Origin of the sequence: Pseudomonas sp. XWY-1, from assembly GCF_002953115.1 — a bacterium.
GTDB classification, from domain to species: domain Bacteria; phylum Pseudomonadota; class Gammaproteobacteria; order Pseudomonadales; family Pseudomonadaceae; genus Aquipseudomonas; species Aquipseudomonas alloputida.
Genome location: NZ_CP026332.1, coordinates 4,760,699 through 4,777,131 on the forward strand (window position 1 = coordinate 4,760,699; position 16,433 = coordinate 4,777,131).

Sequence of the window (16,433 nt, forward strand, 5' to 3'; positions counted from 1 at the left end):
CTTACTTAACGGTTTTCCAGGCTGGCGGCGCGGGCATACGGCAATGCGGTTTCAGTGCCCTTGAGCGCAGATTCCTGGGCATGCTGGCGCAGGTAGCCTGGCAGACGCTGATCCCAGCCGGCCTGGTTCTGCAGCACGCCATTGGCCATTGGCCCGGTCGGTTGCTCACTGCTTTCACTATAGCCTGCCAAAACGGCCGGGCCTTGCGCTTGTGGCACACTCAGGCCCTGCTGGACAGGCTGCTGGGCAGCAAGCTCTGCACCCGTGATCTCGTCCTGGTTGTACATACGCACACCGGCCAGTACCGCGACAGTAACCGAGGCGGCTACCGCCAGACGGCCAATGCTGCGCCAAGGGCCTTTCTTGACCTTGGCTGGCACGGCTTCGTCGGCCAGCGCCGCGGACACCGCAGAGGCGATATCCAGGTTAGGCAGCAGCAGCTCCTTGTGCATGGCTGCACGGGCAACCTGGTAACGCGACCAGGTGGCACGGGTTTCGGCGTCGTCGACGGCGTTCAACACCCGACGCAGTTCCAGTTCATCCGCTTCGTTATCCATCACCGCGGACAGCGATTCCTGCAAAGCTTCACGACTCATGGCGGTTCCTCTCTTGGCGCTGTCGCCGCTGTCTCAGGTTTCCTGCAACAACGGCTGCAGGGCTTTATCTATGGCCTCCCGAGCGCGGAAGATTCGAGAGCGCACGGTACCCACCGGACATTGCATGACACTGGCAATGTCTTCGTAACTCAGCCCGTCGAACTCGCGTAGCGTCAATGCCGTACGCAGGTCTTCGGGCAGTTGCTGGATGGTGCGATGGACAGTGCCTTCGATTTCATCCCGCAACAACGAGCGCTCTGGGGACTCGAGATCCTTGAGACCATGATCGCCGTCGTAAAACTCCGCATCCTCGGAGCTCACATCACTGTCTGGCGGCCGTCTTCCACGGGACACCAGGTAGTTCTTCGCCGTGTTGATGGCGATGCGGTACAGCCACGTATAGAACGCACTGTCGCCGCGGAAGTTGCCAAGCGCACGGTAGGCCTTGATGAAGGCTTCCTGTGCTACATCCTGGGCCTCGTGGGTATCGTGGACAAACCGCACGATCAACCCGAGAATCTTGTGCTGATACTTCAGCACCAACAGATCGAAAGCTCGCCTGTCGCCGCGCTGAACGCGCTCGACAAGCTGCTGATCCTCTTCCTGGGTTAGCATGAACACTCCTCAGTGAACTCGAAGGAGCGTTGCATCAGCCATCGTTCAGGCTTGCAACCATAGACTCGGGCTTTGCGCAAAAGTTCTCCCCTCCAAGCAAGTTTCCTGCAGCCCTTGGTCGGCTTGCACGGAAGACGCGGCGCGGTCACGGCCGGCTACGTCGATAATCAGGTTTCAAATACACAGGGGTAAGCCTGGAAAGGCCTGCCGCCCTGCGTCGCCGCGGCAAATTGTGGCGTACGGGCAGCCTTCATAGGATTTCCGGCCATGTCGGAAAGTTCCCACAAAGGTTGTCGCAACCTGGCAGGTAGCATGGAAATTGGCCACCCGGGGCTGCTATAAAGGCATCCCGGCCACGTTTAACGATAGTTTCACAATGCCATCCGCGCGTGACCATTGTGCCGTGCCCCTCCCAAAGATTACTAGTGTCCCGACATGAGCCAACAATTCCAACATGATGTCCTGGTGATCGGCAGCGGTGCCGCCGGTCTCAGCCTGGCACTTAACCTCCCCAGCCACCTTCGCGTTGCCGTATTGAGCAAGGGCGACCTGGCCAACGGCTCGACCTTCTGGGCCCAGGGCGGCGTCGCTGCAGTGCTGGACAACACCGATACTGTGCAGTCGCATGTCGAGGACACCCTCAATGCCGGCGGCGGGTTGTGCCATGAAGACGCGGTGCGCTTTACCGTCGAGCACAGCCGCGAAGCGATCCAGTGGCTGATCGAGCAAGGCGTGCCCTTCACCCGCGATGAGCACTACAGCGTCGACGATGGCGGCTTCGAGTTCCACCTCACCCGTGAAGGGGGCCATAGCCACCGGCGCATCATCCACGCCGCCGACGCTACCGGCGCGGCAATCTTCACCACGCTGCTGGAACAGGCTCGCCAGCGCCCGAACATCCAGCTGCTGGAGCAGCGGGTGGCGGTCGACCTGATCACTGAACGCCGCCTGGGCCTGCCCGGCGAACGCTGCCTGGGCGCCTACGTGCTCGACCGCAACACCGGCGAGGTAGACACCTTCGGCGCGCGCTTCACCGTGCTGGCCACGGGCGGTGCGGCCAAGGTCTACCTCTATACCAGCAACCCCGATGGTGCCTGCGGCGACGGTATCGCCATGGCCTGGCGGGCCGGCTGCCGGGTGGCGAACCTGGAGTTCAACCAGTTCCACCCGACCTGCCTGTATCACCCGCAGGCCAAGAGTTTCCTGATCACCGAAGCCCTGCGCGGCGAGGGCGCCCTGCTGCGCCTGCCCAACGGCGAACGCTTCATGCCACGCTTCGACCCACGCGAAGAGCTGGCCCCAAGGGACATCGTGGCCCGCGCCATCGACCATGAGATGAAGCGCCTGGGCGTGGACTGCGTATACCTGGACATCACTCACAAGCCTGCAGATTTCATCAAGAGCCACTTCCCCACCGTGTACGAGCGCTGCCTGGCCTTTGGCATCGATATCACCCGCCAGCCGATCCCAGTGGTGCCGGCGGCGCATTACACCTGCGGCGGGGTGATGGTCGACGACTGCGGCCACACCGATGTGCCTGGCCTGTATGCCATCGGCGAAACCAGTTTCACCGGCCTGCACGGCGCCAACCGCATGGCCAGCAACTCGCTGCTGGAATGTTTTGTGTACGGTCGCGCCGCCGCTGCCGACATCCAGGCGCACCTGGAGCAAGTGGCCATGCCCAAGGCCTTGCCCGGCTGGGACGCCAGCCAGGTGACCGACTCGGACGAGGACGTGATCATTGCGCACAACTGGGACGAACTGCGGCGCTTCATGTGGGACTACGTCGGCATCGTGCGCACCAGCAAGCGCCTGCAGCGGGCCCAGCACCGCATTCGCCTGCTGCTGGATGAAATCAACGAGTTCTACAGCAACTACAAGGTCAGCCGTGACCTGATCGAGCTGCGCAACCTGGCGCAAGTGGCCGAGCTGATGATCCTGTCCGCCATGCAGCGCAAGGAAAGCCGAGGGTTGCATTACACACTGGACTATCCAGGGATGCTGGACGAGGCCAAGGACACTATCCTCAGCCCAATCTGAAAACGGCGTCGCGGCCTTCGCGGGCTCGCCCCCTCCCACAGGAATTTGACTGCCTTGCAGCATTGCGCAGTAGCTGTGGGGGCGGGCGAGCCCGCGAAGAAGCTGACCCGGTCTCGATCTATGCCCGGCTCACCGCAGCCCAGCGCCGCCGGCTGAACTTCAACCGCACCCGCAAGCGCCGATGCTCATCCGGCCCCAGCGCATCCCCCGGTACGCACTGGCTCTGCCCCAACCACCGCCCCGCCCGCTCAAAGCGCAACACCACCAGCCCAGGCAAAGCCACGCTGTCCTGGCACAAGCGCACTGACTGCCACCCACAGGCACGGCTGAACACCTGCCAGCCCCGCACATCACGGCGCAGGCCGACAACAGCATGCTCATGGGTCAACAGGATACGTCGGGGAATGGCCCAGCCAGCGTGGGCCGTACAGGCGGCGACAACAAAAAAGGCCATCCACCCGGGCAGCGGGCTCGCCCACACGGCAAGCCACGCCAGAACCTGACAAGCGAGGTAGGCCGTCAGCAGCAGGCGCGAGCCTTGCCAACGGCACTCGAAGCACTCACTTGGGCTGGACACGGTCCAGAATGATGCGGACCATGCGCTGCAGTTCCGGGTCTTCGGACTCGGTGCGCTCCATGAACCAGCCGAACATGTCCTGATCCTCGCAGCTCAAGAGACGCACGTACAGTTCACGGTCGGTCTCATTGAGGGTGGGGTAGACTTCCTGGGTGAAAGGCACCAGCAGTACGTCCAGTTCCAGCATGCCGCGGCGGCTGTGCCAGAAAAGCCGGTTGAGTTCAGTTTGTTCGACCATGGGGCCCTCCTCGAATGGGCCGCCAGTATACAGCCAGGCGCGCGAAGCGACACCGGGCGTTGGTCTAGTCACCTACCTATTTTGTTACCGGCGTTCTATGATGGCCGCCAGTCTTTAGCCACCGCGATGACCCATGGCCGATTCCGCTTTCTTCTGCCCCCTGTCCCACGAGGGCATCCTCGCCGTCCGCGGCTCCGATGCAGGCAAGTTCCTGCAAGGCCAGCTGACCTGCAACATCAACTACCTCAGCCAGGAACACGCCAGCCTCGGCGCCCGCTGCATGGTCAAGGGGCGCATGCAGTCGAGCTTCCGCATAGTGCCCGAAGGCAACGGCTACTTGCTGGCCATGGCCAGTGAACTGCTCGACGCGCAACTGGCCGACCTGAAAAAGTACGCTGTGTTCTCCAAGGCCACGCTGACCGACGAAAGCAGCGCATGGGCACGTTTCGGCCTGCAAGGTGGCGACGCTGCACTGCAGGCGCTGGGGCTTGTCGTGCCCGCCGCCGCCGGTAGCACCGTGCGCCATGACGGGCTGATCGCGATCGCCGTGTCCGCCGGCCGGGTCGAGTTGTGGGTGCCGGCGGCTGACGCCGAGCCTGTACGCCAGGCCCTTGCCGCAGCGCTGCCCGAAGGCAGTGTCAACGATTGGCTGCTGGGGCAGATTCGCGCAGGTATCGGCCAGGTCATGGGCCCGACCCGTGAGCTGTTCATCCCGCAGATGATCAACCTGCAGGCCGTCGACGGCGTCAGCTTCAAGAAAGGCTGCTACACCGGCCAGGAAATCGTCGCCCGCATGCAGTACCTGGGCAAACTCAAGCGCCGCCAGTACCGCCTGGCCCTGGACCAGCAGGCCATTCCGGCCCCGGGCGCCGAGATTTTCTCGCCCACCCATGGGTCGTCGGTCGGTGAAGTGGTCATTGCTGCCGGCAACGGCACGGGCTGCGAACTGCTCGCGGTGCTCAGCGCCGAGGCGGTGGAAGACGGCAACCTGCACCTGGGCAGCCTCGAAGGCCCGCGCCTGCAGGTGCTGACCCTGCCTTACGAACTGGACCGCGACCGGGAAATCCAGCGCTGACCAGCCTGCCCCACCCCTGTGGCGGGGCCGCACCACCACTGCGGTAGACATGCCCATGAACAAGCTGGCCGAGTTGGTTCAAGCACAATTGCTCGACGCCATCGAAAAGGATGACCTGGTCCTGCCAACCCTGCCCGAGGTTGCCTTGAGCATCCGCGAGGCAGCGGAAGACAGCGAGATCAGCGTAGCGGCCCTGAGCAAGGTGATCGGCCGCGACGCGGCCCTGTCAGCGCGCCTGATCAAGGTCGTCAACAGCCCACTGCTGCGTGCTGCGGTCGAGGTGACCGACCTGCATACCGCCATCACGCGGCTAGGCATCAATTACAGCTGCAACCTGGCCATCGGCCTGGTGATCGAGCAGATTTTCCATGCCCGCTCGCCGGCAGTGGAGCAGAAACTGCGCGATATCTGGGCCAGTAGCCTGGAAGTGGCGGGCATCAGCTACGAAATCTGCCGCCGCTTCACACCTCTCAAGCCCGACCAGGCCACCTTGGGTGGGCTGGTCAACCAGATTGGCGCGCTGCCGGTACTCATCTATGCCGAAGAGCACAACGAACTGTTGTCCGACCCGGTTTGCCTGCATTACGTGATCGAGCAACTCCAGCCGGTGCTGGGGGACAAGATCCTCAAGGCCTGGGAGTTTCCGGAGCAGTTGGTCCACCTGCCGAGCCAGGTTCATGACCTGGACCGCCAGACTGACAAGATCGATTACATCGACATCGTGCAGATCGCCCGCTGCATCAGTCAGCGCGGGCGTCACCGGCCATTGGCTGCGCTGCCGGCGTACCGCCATCTGGGGTTGCCGTTTGGCACCGAGCTGGAGGTCGATGAACTGCTGGAGGCGCGGAGCATGTTGCGCTGAGCTGTAGCAGCCTGTGTCGCCCCTTTCGCGGGTGAGCCCATGAAAGGGGCGACACAGGCAAACCATCAATCCGCGATAAAGCTCACCCGCACCCGCAACCCGCCCTTCTCGCCATCATGCAGGCTCACTTGCGCCAGGTGCGCCCGACAGATCTCGCCAACGATCGCCAGCCCTAACCCACTGCCCTGCGCACTTCGCCGGTAGAACCGCTCGAACACCCGTTCGCGCTCGGTCACGGGAATACCTGGCCCGTCGTCTTCCACTTCCAGCACTGCCGGCGCCATTACCCGCAAAATCACATTGCCACCCGCTGGCGTATGCGCCAAGGCATTGTCCACCAGGTTGCTCAACAACTCGTTGAGCAATGTCGGCTCCCCCTTCAGCCACACCGGCGCCTCGGCCTCCAGCGCCAGCGCCACCCCGCGCTTGTGCGCCAAAGGCGCCATGGCCATGCCCAGCTCGCGGGCCAACTGACTCAAGTCCAGACGCTGCGCACCGCCTTCGGCAATCGCCCGTGCGCCATTCTCGACCCGCGCCAGGGACAACAGCTGGTTGGCCAGGTGGGTCAGCCTGTCGGTGCCCTGGGCTGCCGACTCCAAGGTCTGCCGCCACTCCTGCGGCTCGGCCGAGCGCAAGCCCAACTCGACCCGTGCCTTCAACGCCGCCAGCGGCGTTCGCAGTTCGTGGGCCGCGTCGGCAATGAACTGCGCCTGGCGCTCGAACTGGCCGCGCAAGCGCTCGGTAAAGTGGTTCAAGGCGCGCACCAGCGGGCCCAGCTCGCGCTGTACCTGCACCACCGGCAACGCTCGCAAGTCGTCCGGCTGGCGTTCTTCCACCGCTGTGCGCAGGCGCTCCAACGGCCGCAACGCGGCACTCACGGCAAACCACACCATCACCAACGCCCCCAGTGCCAGCATGCCCAGGCGCAGCAGGGTATCGGCCATCAACCCTCGGGCCATGCGCACCCGCGCTTCTTCGGTTTCGGCTACGCGAATCTCTGCCATGCCGTTCATGTTCGGCTCGCTGACCGGCTTCAGCAGGCTGACCACACGAACGTCCTGGCCCAGGTAAGTGGCGTTGTAGAACCGTGCCAATGCCGGATAGTCATCGGTGCGCGGCGTACCCGGCGGCGGTGGCGGCAGGTTCTCGTAGCCAGAAATCAGCCTTTGCTTGATATCCAGCACCTGATAGTAAATGCGCCCCGCACTGTCATAGGCGAACGTGTCCAGCGCCACGTAAGGCACATCCGCGCTCAACGAACCATCGCGCTGCGACAGGCCCGCGGCGATGGTTCTCGCCGAAGCCAGCAGCGTGCGGTCGTAGGCAGTGTCGGCGGCCTCGCGGCCATTCCAGTAGGCGCTAAGGCCGCTGGCCAGCATCAGCACCACCAGCAACAGCGCCAAATTACCCAGCAAGCGCCCGCGCAGGCTGCCGTTGTCACGCATCGCGGTGCTCAAGCAAATAGCCCAGACCGCGGAAAGTGACGATGGCCACAGGGTGCCCGTCGAGCTTCTTGCGCAGCCGGTGAATGTAGATTTCGATGGCGTCAGGGCTGGCCTCTTCGTCCAGGCCAAACACCTGGGCAGCCAGCTGCTCCTTGCTCATCACCCGGCCCGGGCGAGCGATCAGCGCTTCCAGCACGCTCTGCTCGCGCGAGGTCAGCGTCAGGTTGTCGTCACCGAGGGTGAAGCGACGGGTGTCCAGGTCATACACCAGCGGCCCACAGCGTTGCTGGCGCTCGCCACCGAGCACACTGCGGCGCAGCAAGGCCTTGACCCGCGCCTCCAGCTCGGTCAGCTCAAACGGCTTGGCCAGATAATCGTCGGCGCCCAGGTTCAGGCCATGGACCCGGTCCTTGACGTCACTGCGCGCAGTCAGCATCAGCACCGGCAAGGTCTTGCCACGACCTCGCAAGCGCGCCAATACCTCAAAGCCGTCCATGCGCGGCAGGCCGACATCCAGCACGGCCACGGCGTATTCCTCACTGGCCAGCGCCAGGTCGGCAGCCACGCCGTCATGCAGCACATCCACGGTCAGGCCATGGCTTTTCAAGGCCAGGGCCACGCTTTCGGCCAGTTGCAGGTGGTCTTCGACCAGTAGCACACGCATCGGATTCTCCCTGCTCGGGTGGGACGGTGGCGCGGAGTGTACCGCTGTCACCACGCCTGTGAAGCCCCTCGTGACAAACCTTTCACGCTGAAAGGTTAGCGAAAGGTTCGTTGCCTAGCATCGCACCACGGTCGCCCTTCGCGCCGAAAAAAGCACCAGCAAGGTGCAACGAATAAGAACAATAAACGGAGTCATCGACGATGCTGTCATCGCAGCCGCAGGCGTTCGCGCCTACCCGTTCCTTTATCGCTCGCCCCTCGGCCATCGCCAGCGCCCTCGCGCTTGCCGGTGTCGCCCCGATGAGCCAGGCCGCCTTCTTCGAAGACAGCACGGCCACCTTCGAAACCCGCAACATGTACTTCAACCGCGACTTCCGCGACGGCACCAGCGCGCAGCAATCCAAGCGCGATGAATGGGCCCAGGGCTTCATCCTCAATTTCGAGTCTGGCTACACCGATGGCACCGTGGGCTTTGGCCTGGACGCGTTGGGCATGCTCGGCATCAAGCTCGACTCCAGCCCGGACCGTGCCAACAGCGGCCTGCTGCCGACCCACGATGACGGCAAGGCTGCCGACGAGTACTCCAAGCTGGGCCTGACCGGCAAGGTGAAGATCTCCCAGACTGAACTCAAGATCGGCACCCTGATCCCCGAACTGCCGACCCTGCAGCCCAACGATGGGCGTATCCTGCCGCAAACCTTCGAAGGTGGCCTGCTCACCTCCAAGGAGATCAAGGGCCTGACCTTCACTGGTGGCCGCATAGACAAAGCCAAGGACCGCAACGACACCAACTGGGAAGACCTGGCGCTGAACAACAAGAACGGCCGCTTCGGTGGCACCTTCAGCGCTGACAACCTGGCCCTGGCGGGGCTCGACTACCAGTTCACCGACCGCATCACCGGCAGCTACCACTTCGCCCAGCTCGACGATATCTACCGCCAGCACTTCATCGGCATGGTCGCCACCCAACCCTGGGGCCCGGGCACCCTGGGTGCCGACCTGCGCCTTGCCATGAGCGACGACGCCGGTGCAGCCAAGGCCGGCAACATCGACAACACCACCGTCAACGGCATGCTCAGCTATGCCCTGGGCGGGCACAAGGTCAGCGCCGCCTGGCAGCAGTTGTCTGGCGAAAGTGCCTTCCCGTATGTGGATGGCGCCGACCCGTACCTGGTCAACTTCGTCCAGATCAATGACTTCGCCGGGGCCGACGAACGCTCCTGGCAGGCGCGCTACGACTACAACTTCGCCGCGCTCGGCGTACCGGGCCTGACCTTCATGACCCGTTACATCAGCGGTGACAACGTCAGCCGTGCTGCCGGTGGCGAAGGCAAAGAGTGGGAACGCAACACCGAACTGAAGTACGTGGTACAAAGCGGCCCGTTGAAGAACGTCGCCGTGCGTCTGCGCAACGCCACCTTCCGCTCCAACTTCGCCCGTGACGCGGATGAAGTGAGGCTGTTGGTCAGCTACAGCGTGGCGCTGTGGTAACCCCATAGCGGTAATCCGATAACAACAACACTCACGGAGATCGACGATGACCTTTTCACTGCGCCGCCTCGTCCTCGCTACCGGCTGCCTGCTGTTGGCCGGCAACGCCCTCGCTGCAGAACCGAAACGCCCCGAATGCATCGCTCCCGCCTCACCCGGCGGTGGCTTCGACCTGACCTGCAAGCTGGTGCAAAGCGCACTGGTACAAGAAAAGATCCTCAGCAAACCGATGCGCGTCACCTACATGCCCGGCGGTGTCGGCGCGGTCGCGTACAACGCCGTGGTCGCCCAGCGCCCGGCAGACGCCGGCACGCTGGTGGCCTGGTCCAGTGGCTCACTGCTTAACCTGGCTCAGGGCAAATTCGGCCGCTTCGACGAAAACGCAGTGAAATGGCTGGCTGCCGTCGGCACCAGCTACGGTGCCATCGCGGTGAAGAGCGACTCGCCCTACAAGACACTTGATGACCTGGTCGCAGCGCTGAAGAAAGACCCGAGCAAGGTCGTGATCGGTTCCGGCGGCACCGTCGGCAGCCAGGACTGGATGCAGACTGCGTTGATCGCCAAGGCCGCTGGCATCAACCCGCGCGACCTGCGCTACGTGGCCCTGGAGGGCGGCGGCGAAATCGCCACGGCATTGCTGGGCGGCCACATCCAGGTCGGCTCTACCGACATTTCCGACTCCATGCCGCACATCCAGAGCGGCAACATGCGCATCCTCGCGGTGTTCTCTGAGAACCGCCTGGACGAGCCGGAAATGAAAGACATCCCTACTGCCAAGGAGCAGGGCTACGACATCGTCTGGCCGGTGGTGCGCGGTTTCTACCTGGGGCCAAAAGTGAGCGACGAGGACTACGCCTGGTGGAAGGCCTCGTTCGACAAGATGCTGGCCTCCGAGGACTTCGCCAAGCTGCGAGACCAGCGCGAGCTGTTCCCGTTCGCCATGACCGGCGAAGAGCTGGACGGCTATGTGAAGAAGCAAGTGGCTGACTACAAGGCGCTGGCCAAGGAATTCGGCCTGATCCAGTAAGCCTGTCGGACTCACCACCCCTGTGGGAGCGGCCTTGTGTCGGGATCGGGCGCGAAGCGGCCCCCGGCACAGCCGATACGATGCTTCGGACAGATCGCATCGGCAGGTTTAGCGGCCGCTTCGCGCCCGATCGCAACGCAAGGCCGCTCCCACAGGATTTGCATTTCACTTGAGCAATCCCAACGAGGATTCCCCAATGATCCTTCAACGCATTTTCGCCCTGGCCCTGCTGGCGATGTGTGCCGCCCTGGCCGTGATGGCCTGGCCCTATCAGGCTGCATTCTCCTATGAACCGGTGGGCCCGCGCGCTTACCCGCTGCTGGTGCTCGGCCTGATGGGACTGGGCCTGCTGTACCTGGTGTTCCGCCCAACGCCCATCGTGCGCAAGGATGACGAACCGGAACTGGACCGCGAGACCCTGATCAAGATCACCGCCTGTGTCGGCCTGCTGATCGTCTTCGCCGCCACTTTCGAAGCGCTCGGTTTCATCCTCAGCGCCATCCTGGTCGGCCTGCCCATGGCTCGGCTGTACGGTGGCCGCTGGCTGCAAAGCGCCATTGTGGTGGCCGGCATGAGCATTTTCCTCTACTGGCTGTTCGACCGCGTGATGGACGTGCCCCTGCCCCTTGGCCTGCTGAGCGTACTGGAGAACTGACATGGATACCTTGAGCTACCTGGGCCAGGGCTTCGGCATTGCCCTGTCCCCCTACAACCTGGTCACCGCCCTCTCCGGCACCTTGATCGGCACCGTGGTCGGCCTGCTGCCGGGCCTGGGCCCGATCAACGGCGTGGCCCTGCTGATCCCCATCGCCTTTGCCCTCGGCCTGCCGCCGGAATCGGCGCTGATCCTGCTGGCCGCGGTGTACCTGGGCTGCGAATATGGCGGGCGTATCAGCTCGATCTTGCTGAACATCCCGGGCGAAGCCTCGACCGTCATGACCACCCTCGATGGTTACCCGATGGCCCGCCAGGGCCTGGCCGGTGTTGCCCTGTCGCTGTCGGCCTGGAGTTCGTTCATCGGCGCCTTCATTGCCACCTGCGGCATGGTGCTGTTCGCCCCGCTGCTGGCGAAATGGGCCATCGCCTTCGGCCCGGCGGAGTACTTTGTGCTGATGGTGTTCGCCATCGTCGCGCTGGGTGGCATGGCCGGTGACAAACCACTGAAAACCTTCATTGCCGCTCTCATCGGCCTGTTCCTGTCGGCGGTCGGCATCGACGCCAACAGCGGCGTGTACCGCTTCACCGGTGACAGCGTGCACCTGGCCGACGGCATTCAGTTCGTGGTCCTCGTGCTGGGCCTGTTCTCCATCAGCGAAATCCTCCTGCTGCTGGAAAAGACCCACCATGGCCACCAGGCGGTCAAGGCTACCGGCCGTATGCTGTTCAACTTCAAGGAAGCGGCCTCGGTGTTCCTGGTCAACATCCGTTGCGGCCTGCTCGGTTTCATCATGGGTGTTCTACCCGGCGCCGGCGCAACGCTGGCCAGCGCCGTGGCCTACATGACCGAGAAACGCATGGCCGGGGAAAGCGGCAAGTTCGGCAAAGGCGATGCCCGTGGCCTGGCAGCCCCGGAAACTGCCATTGGTGCGTCCTGCTGTGGCGCCCTGGTCCCGATGCTGACCCTGGGCGTACCGGGCTCTGGCACCACGGCCGTGATGATCGGCGCCCTGACCCTGTACAACATCACCCCTGGCCCACTGCTGTTCGAACAGCAGCCAGATATCGTCTGGGGCCTGATCGCCTCGCTGTTCGTCGCCAACATCATGCTGGTGATCCTCAACATCCCGATGATCCGCATCTTCACCCGCATCCTCGCCGTGCCAAACTGGGCGCTGGTGCCGGTGATCGCCATCATCACCGCGATCGGCGTTTACGCCGTGCATGCCACTACCTTCGACCTGTTCCTCATGGTCGGCATCGGCATCATGGGCTACATCATGCGCAAGCTGGACTTCCCACTGTCGCCGATTCTGCTGGGCTTCATCCTCGGCGGGCTGATGGAGCAGAACCTGCGTCGGGCGCTGTCGATCTCCAACGGTGAACTGGGCATCCTCTGGTCGAGCCCGATCAGCATGGGCATCTGGGCGCTGGTAGTGGTAATGCTCGCCCTGCCGCTGCTGCGCATCTGGCGCAAACGCAGCCTGCAGCGCCGGGCCCTGGCCGATGCCTGATCGGTCGTTGCCATTGTTCGTCGCGACCGGGCTGGTCGGCCTTGCTGGCGGTTTTGCCGCCAGCAAGGTCGGCTGGCCTTTGCCATGGATGGTCGGTTCATTGCTGGCGATCATCCTGGTGCGCTGCCTGACGCGTTGGCAGCTTTCGGAAATCCCCAACGGCCGCAAGTGCGGGCAGTGGATCATCGGCATCGGTATTGGCCTGCACTTCACCCCCGCGGTGATCGAGCAGGTGGCCAGCCATTTCGCGCTGATTTTCTTCGGTGCGTTGTTCACCACCCTGTCCAGCGTGATCAGCGTATGGCTGCTGCGGCGAACCGGCGAAGACCGCGCCACCGCGTTCTTTGCCAGCATGCCGGGCGGTTCGGGAGAGATGGTCAACCTTGGGGCGCGCAATGGCGCGGTGCTCAGCCAGGTGGCGGCAGCGCAGAGCTTGCGTGTGCTGGCAGTGGTGCTTTGCGTGCCGGCGCTGTTCAAGTTTCTGCTGGGTGACGGGGTGCCACTGAACCACACCGGTAGCGTGAGCTGGGGCTGGCTGGCATTGATTGCGCCCTTGGGTGTTGCCGTTGCCTTGCTCTGGCAGCGCTTGCGCCAGCCCAACCCTTGGCTGTTCGGGCCATTGCTGGTAGCGGCTACGGTCAGCCTGGCCGGCAACCTGCAGATCGCCCTGCCCAATGGCGCCAGCCAGATCGGCCAGTGGCTCATCGGCAGCGGCCTGGCCTGTCACTTCAACCGCGCGTTCTTCCGCCGCGCACCGTCGTTCCTGGGGCGCACCTTGATGGCCACGGCGTTGTGCATGGCGATTGCCGCCAGTGCCGCGTGGCTGCTGAGCATGATGACTGCACTGGACTTGCGTTCGCTGACACTGGGGATGATGCCTGGCGGGATCGCCGAAATGAGCCTCACGGCCGAAACGCTGCAATTGTCAGTGCCGCTGGTGACGGCGCTGCAGGTGATGCGCCTGATCCTGGTGTTGTTTCTTGCAGAACCGCTCTTCCGGTTGTGGGACAACAGGCATTCGAGCTGCAAGTACCCTGAAGATAGATAGTTACCACTTGCCCAATGCCCGGGTGAATAGAGTCGGATTGCTGCCCTGATCGCCAGCAAACCCACACTTCCCGGCATTCAAGAGGTAATGATGAAAGTTCGTCTTTCTTGCAACTATCGCTCGGCTATTGCCTGGGCATGCCTTGCCATAAGCGCAGGCAGCCTTGCCGCAGAGTCACCTGCCCCCGTCCAGATCAACGTCGTGGCTATCAATGATCTTCACGGCTACCTGGAACCCAACCCCCAAGACTACGCTGGCGCGCAAGGCGCTACCCGCCTGACCTACGGCGGCATCGCCACACTCGGCGCCATGCTCGATGAACTGCGAACGCAGGACCCCGATCTGCTGTTCATCGGGGCTGGCGACTTGATAGGGGGCAGCCCCGCCATTTCTGCGCTGTGGGCTGACGAGCCTGTGCTTGAGGCCTTGAACGCGATGGGCATGATCGTCAGCGCATCCGGGAACCACGAACTGGATGCAGGCAAGGCCGAGTTTCTTCGTCAGATCCACGGAGGATGCGAGTCAACGCGCCCTGAAAAGGCTTGCAAGTTTCGCGGCAACTACCCAGGAAGTGGCTTCCCTTACATAGCGTCCAACCTGATCGATACCACTACGGGCAAGCGCTTGCTACCGGCTTATCACATTGAGCAGGTAAAAGGGGTGAAGATAGCGTTCGTCGGTGCAGTGCCGCGCAACATGGAAAAAGTGGTCTCGGCCAGCGCATTCGCAGGGCTCAAAGCCACGGATGAAGCGCAAGCCATCAATGACGTGATTCCGGAGCTCAAGGCCAAGGGTGTGAATGCAATCATTGCGGTCATGCACCAGGGAGGGGATACCGCCGAGCCGTTCGACACGCAGGATTGCAGCCAGCTAAGTGGCACGATCGTCGACGTGGCGAAGCGGCTGGATCCTGCGGTAGATGCCGTCATCAGCGGCCACTCGCATGCCAGCTATCAATGCAAGGTGGGTGACCTGAGCATCACTCAGGCTGGCAAGTACGGCCACTTCCTGACTCAGTTGGAGTTGCAGGTAACGCCAGGCACCCATCACGTCACGAACATCACCGCCCGCAATATTCCTGCTGACCCACAGAACTACCTGCCGAATGCCCAGTTGGCCAGTTTGCTGGAGGAAGTGCGTCAGCGGTCCGGGGAAAAATTGCTCGAACCCATAGGACGCATCTCGACGGCAGAACTTGACCGTAAAGAAAATGCGGCCGGTGAAACAACCTTGGGGAACCTGGTCACGGATGCCCAATTGGCCATGACCCAGGCGTTCAATACCCAGGTTGCCTTTCTCAACCTGGGTGGGCTGCGCAGTGATCTTATCCAGCCTGCCGATAGCGACCTGACCTACGAACAATTATTCGCCGTACAACCGTTCAATAACCCACTGGTGGTTCAGGAACTGACAGGCAAGCAGATTACCGAACTGCTCAACCTTCAATGGAACAGGGGCAGTTTCAATCCGCTGCAAGTATCGAAGGGTTTTCATTATGAGTGGGATGGTTCACGGCCTGTCGGCAGCCGTGTCGTCGAGGGGAGTGTGCGTCTTCACGGCAAACCCGTTGAGCCGTTGACCCATTATCGCGTCGTCAGCAACCTCTTCCTGGCCGATGGTGGCGGTGGCTTGGCCACTTTCAAAGAAGGAAGGCGACGCCAGGACACCGGCATCACCGACCTTGAAGCCTTGGTGGAGTACGTGCGCCAGAACCATGAGCGGGGTATTGCCATTGGCCAGCGCAGCGAGCCGCGCATCAGCATGACGCCCTGAGCGATTGCGTACCCCACCGCGGTTTGTCACAGCGGGGGCAGTGCCCAGTCGATGGGCCCGAGCCCCCGCTGCTCGAGGAAGCTGTTGGCACGGCTGAAATGCCCGCAACCGATGAACCCGCGATACGCCGACAGCGGCGAAGGATGGACCGACTTCAAAACCAGATGCTTGGTACCGTCGATCAGCTTCTGCTTGCTCTGTGCATGCGCCCCCCATAGCAGGAACACCACGTTCGGGCATTGCTCACTGACCACCTGGATAATCCGGTCGGTAAAAAACTCCCAGCCTTTCTTGGCATGCGACGCGGCATTGGCGCGCTCGACGGTCATGGTCGTGTTGAGCAACAGAACGCCTTGTTCCGCCCAGCTCTGGAGGTAGCCGTGGCTGGGGATCGGGATGTTCAGGTCGCGCTGCAGCTCCTTGTAGATATTGACCAGCGACGGTGGCGTGGCCACGCCCGGTTGCACCGAGAAGCACAAGCCATGTGCCTGGCCCGGCCCGTGGTACGGGTCCTGACCGAGGATGACCACCTTCACCTGGCCCAGCGGTGTCGAATTGAGCGCATTGAAGATCAGCGGCCCTGGCGGGTAGATCTCCTTGCCGGCAGCGTACTCGCCACGCAGGAACTCGCGCAGCTGGTGCATGTAAGGCTGGTCGAATTCACCGCGCAATGCGGCCTTCCAGCTGGGTTCGAGTTTGATGCGATCGTCGTCAGTCATGGGGCCTTCCATAAACAATGGCGCGACACTAGGTAAGCCCTTCGCGCTTGTCAAACGATCCGACCGACGACCGGCATGATCGGCCAGGCAAGC

16 protein-coding genes are annotated in these 16,433 nt (G+C 62.9%); 9 read left to right on the forward strand and 7 right to left on the reverse strand.

The genetic code is table 11. The features are described from left to right. Positions 1–5 precede the first annotated feature (5 nt). On the reverse strand, positions 6–596 hold the full coding sequence (locus PRJ_RS22250; RefSeq protein WP_003252050.1) for a sigma-E factor negative regulatory protein: 591 nt from the start codon (positions 594–596) through the stop codon (positions 6–8). A gap of 33 nt (positions 597–629) precedes the next feature. Then, entirely contained in the window at positions 630–1,211 is a 582-nt protein-coding gene (rpoE, locus tag PRJ_RS22255; RefSeq protein WP_003252049.1) for an RNA polymerase sigma factor RpoE, read from the reverse strand. A 435-nt stretch (positions 1,212–1,646) separates the two neighbouring features. Here rpoE and nadB point away from each other — a divergent pair, with 435 nt between their 5' ends. Further along, complete coding sequence (nadB, locus tag PRJ_RS22260; protein WP_104962474.1) at positions 1,647–3,251, forward strand: L-aspartate oxidase; 1,605 nt, start codon at positions 1,647–1,649, stop codon at positions 3,249–3,251. Between the two features lie 118 nt (positions 3,252–3,369). Here nadB and PRJ_RS22265 read toward each other — a convergent pair whose 3' ends face one another. Together PRJ_RS22265 and PRJ_RS22270 are read right to left on the reverse strand one after the other, a co-directional pair. Next, complete coding sequence (locus PRJ_RS22265) at positions 3,370–3,828, reverse strand: protein YgfX (RefSeq protein WP_104962475.1); 459 nt, start codon at positions 3,826–3,828, stop codon at positions 3,370–3,372. After that, positions 3,812–4,066: a succinate dehydrogenase assembly factor 2 gene (locus PRJ_RS22270; protein WP_003252043.1), complete on the reverse strand. Its 255-nt coding sequence runs from the start codon at positions 4,064–4,066 to the stop codon at positions 3,812–3,814. The genes PRJ_RS22265 and PRJ_RS22270 overlap by 17 nt, the downstream gene beginning before the upstream one ends. Before the next feature lie 133 nt (positions 4,067–4,199). Here PRJ_RS22270 and PRJ_RS22275 point away from each other — a divergent pair, with 133 nt between their 5' ends. Both PRJ_RS22275 and PRJ_RS22280 read left to right on the forward strand, forming a co-directional pair. Then, positions 4,200–5,141 carry a folate-binding protein YgfZ gene (locus tag PRJ_RS22275; RefSeq protein WP_104962476.1) on the forward strand — a complete coding sequence of 314 codons (942 nt, stop codon included), beginning with the start codon at positions 4,200–4,202 and terminating at the stop codon, positions 5,139–5,141. A 55-nt stretch (positions 5,142–5,196) separates the two neighbouring features. Beyond that, the gene (locus PRJ_RS22280) at positions 5,197–6,003 is read left to right on the forward strand and encodes an HDOD domain-containing protein (RefSeq protein WP_028698136.1); all 807 of its coding nucleotides are present in this window, start codon (positions 5,197–5,199) and stop codon (positions 6,001–6,003) included. 65 nt (positions 6,004–6,068) lie between these two features. On the opposite strand, the gene PRJ_RS22285 is transcribed toward PRJ_RS22280, so the two are convergent. Both PRJ_RS22285 and PRJ_RS22290 read right to left on the reverse strand, forming a co-directional pair. Then, a complete protein-coding gene (locus tag PRJ_RS22285; RefSeq protein ID WP_104962477.1) occupies positions 6,069–7,448 on the reverse strand; it encodes a sensor histidine kinase in 1,380 nt (459 codons plus the stop codon). Next, on the reverse strand, positions 7,441–8,112 hold the full coding sequence (locus tag PRJ_RS22290; RefSeq protein ID WP_010952527.1) for a response regulator: 672 nt from the start codon (positions 8,110–8,112) through the stop codon (positions 7,441–7,443). Before PRJ_RS22290 ends, PRJ_RS22285 begins: the two co-directional genes overlap by 8 nt. 200 nt (positions 8,113–8,312) lie before the next feature. Between PRJ_RS22290 and PRJ_RS22295 the strand changes: the two genes are divergently transcribed. The 6 genes from PRJ_RS22295 (at position 8,313) to PRJ_RS22320 (ending at position 15,621) form a co-directional block, all read left to right on the forward strand. Next, positions 8,313–9,602, forward strand: coding sequence for an OprD family porin (locus PRJ_RS22295; protein WP_104962478.1), 1,290 nt, complete (start codon positions 8,313–8,315; stop codon positions 9,600–9,602). Between the two features lie 46 nt (positions 9,603–9,648). Further along, entirely contained in the window at positions 9,649–10,629 is a 981-nt protein-coding gene (locus PRJ_RS22300; RefSeq protein WP_003252023.1) for a tripartite tricarboxylate transporter substrate binding protein, read from the forward strand. A 196-nt stretch (positions 10,630–10,825) separates the two neighbouring features. Continuing rightward, entirely contained in the window at positions 10,826–11,284 is a 459-nt protein-coding gene (locus PRJ_RS22305; RefSeq protein ID WP_049587364.1) for a tripartite tricarboxylate transporter TctB family protein, read from the forward strand. Position 11,285: 1 nt separating this feature from the next. Further along, positions 11,286–12,800, forward strand: coding sequence for a tripartite tricarboxylate transporter permease (locus PRJ_RS22310; protein WP_010952523.1), 1,515 nt, complete (start codon positions 11,286–11,288; stop codon positions 12,798–12,800). Further along, positions 12,793–13,848: an AbrB family transcriptional regulator gene (locus tag PRJ_RS22315; protein WP_010952522.1), complete on the forward strand. Its 1,056-nt coding sequence runs from the start codon at positions 12,793–12,795 to the stop codon at positions 13,846–13,848. Before PRJ_RS22310 ends, PRJ_RS22315 begins: the two co-directional genes overlap by 8 nt. Before the next feature lie 90 nt (positions 13,849–13,938). Beyond that, the gene (locus PRJ_RS22320) at positions 13,939–15,621 is read left to right on the forward strand and encodes a bifunctional metallophosphatase/5'-nucleotidase (RefSeq protein ID WP_104962479.1); all 1,683 of its coding nucleotides are present in this window, start codon (positions 13,939–13,941) and stop codon (positions 15,619–15,621) included. Between the two features lie 26 nt (positions 15,622–15,647). Here the strand turns inward: PRJ_RS22320 and ung are convergent, their stop codons facing one another. Next, on the reverse strand, positions 15,648–16,340 hold the full coding sequence (gene ung / locus PRJ_RS22325; RefSeq protein WP_104962480.1) for a uracil-DNA glycosylase: 693 nt from the start codon (positions 16,338–16,340) through the stop codon (positions 15,648–15,650). Between the last annotated feature and the right edge of the window lie 93 nt (positions 16,341–16,433).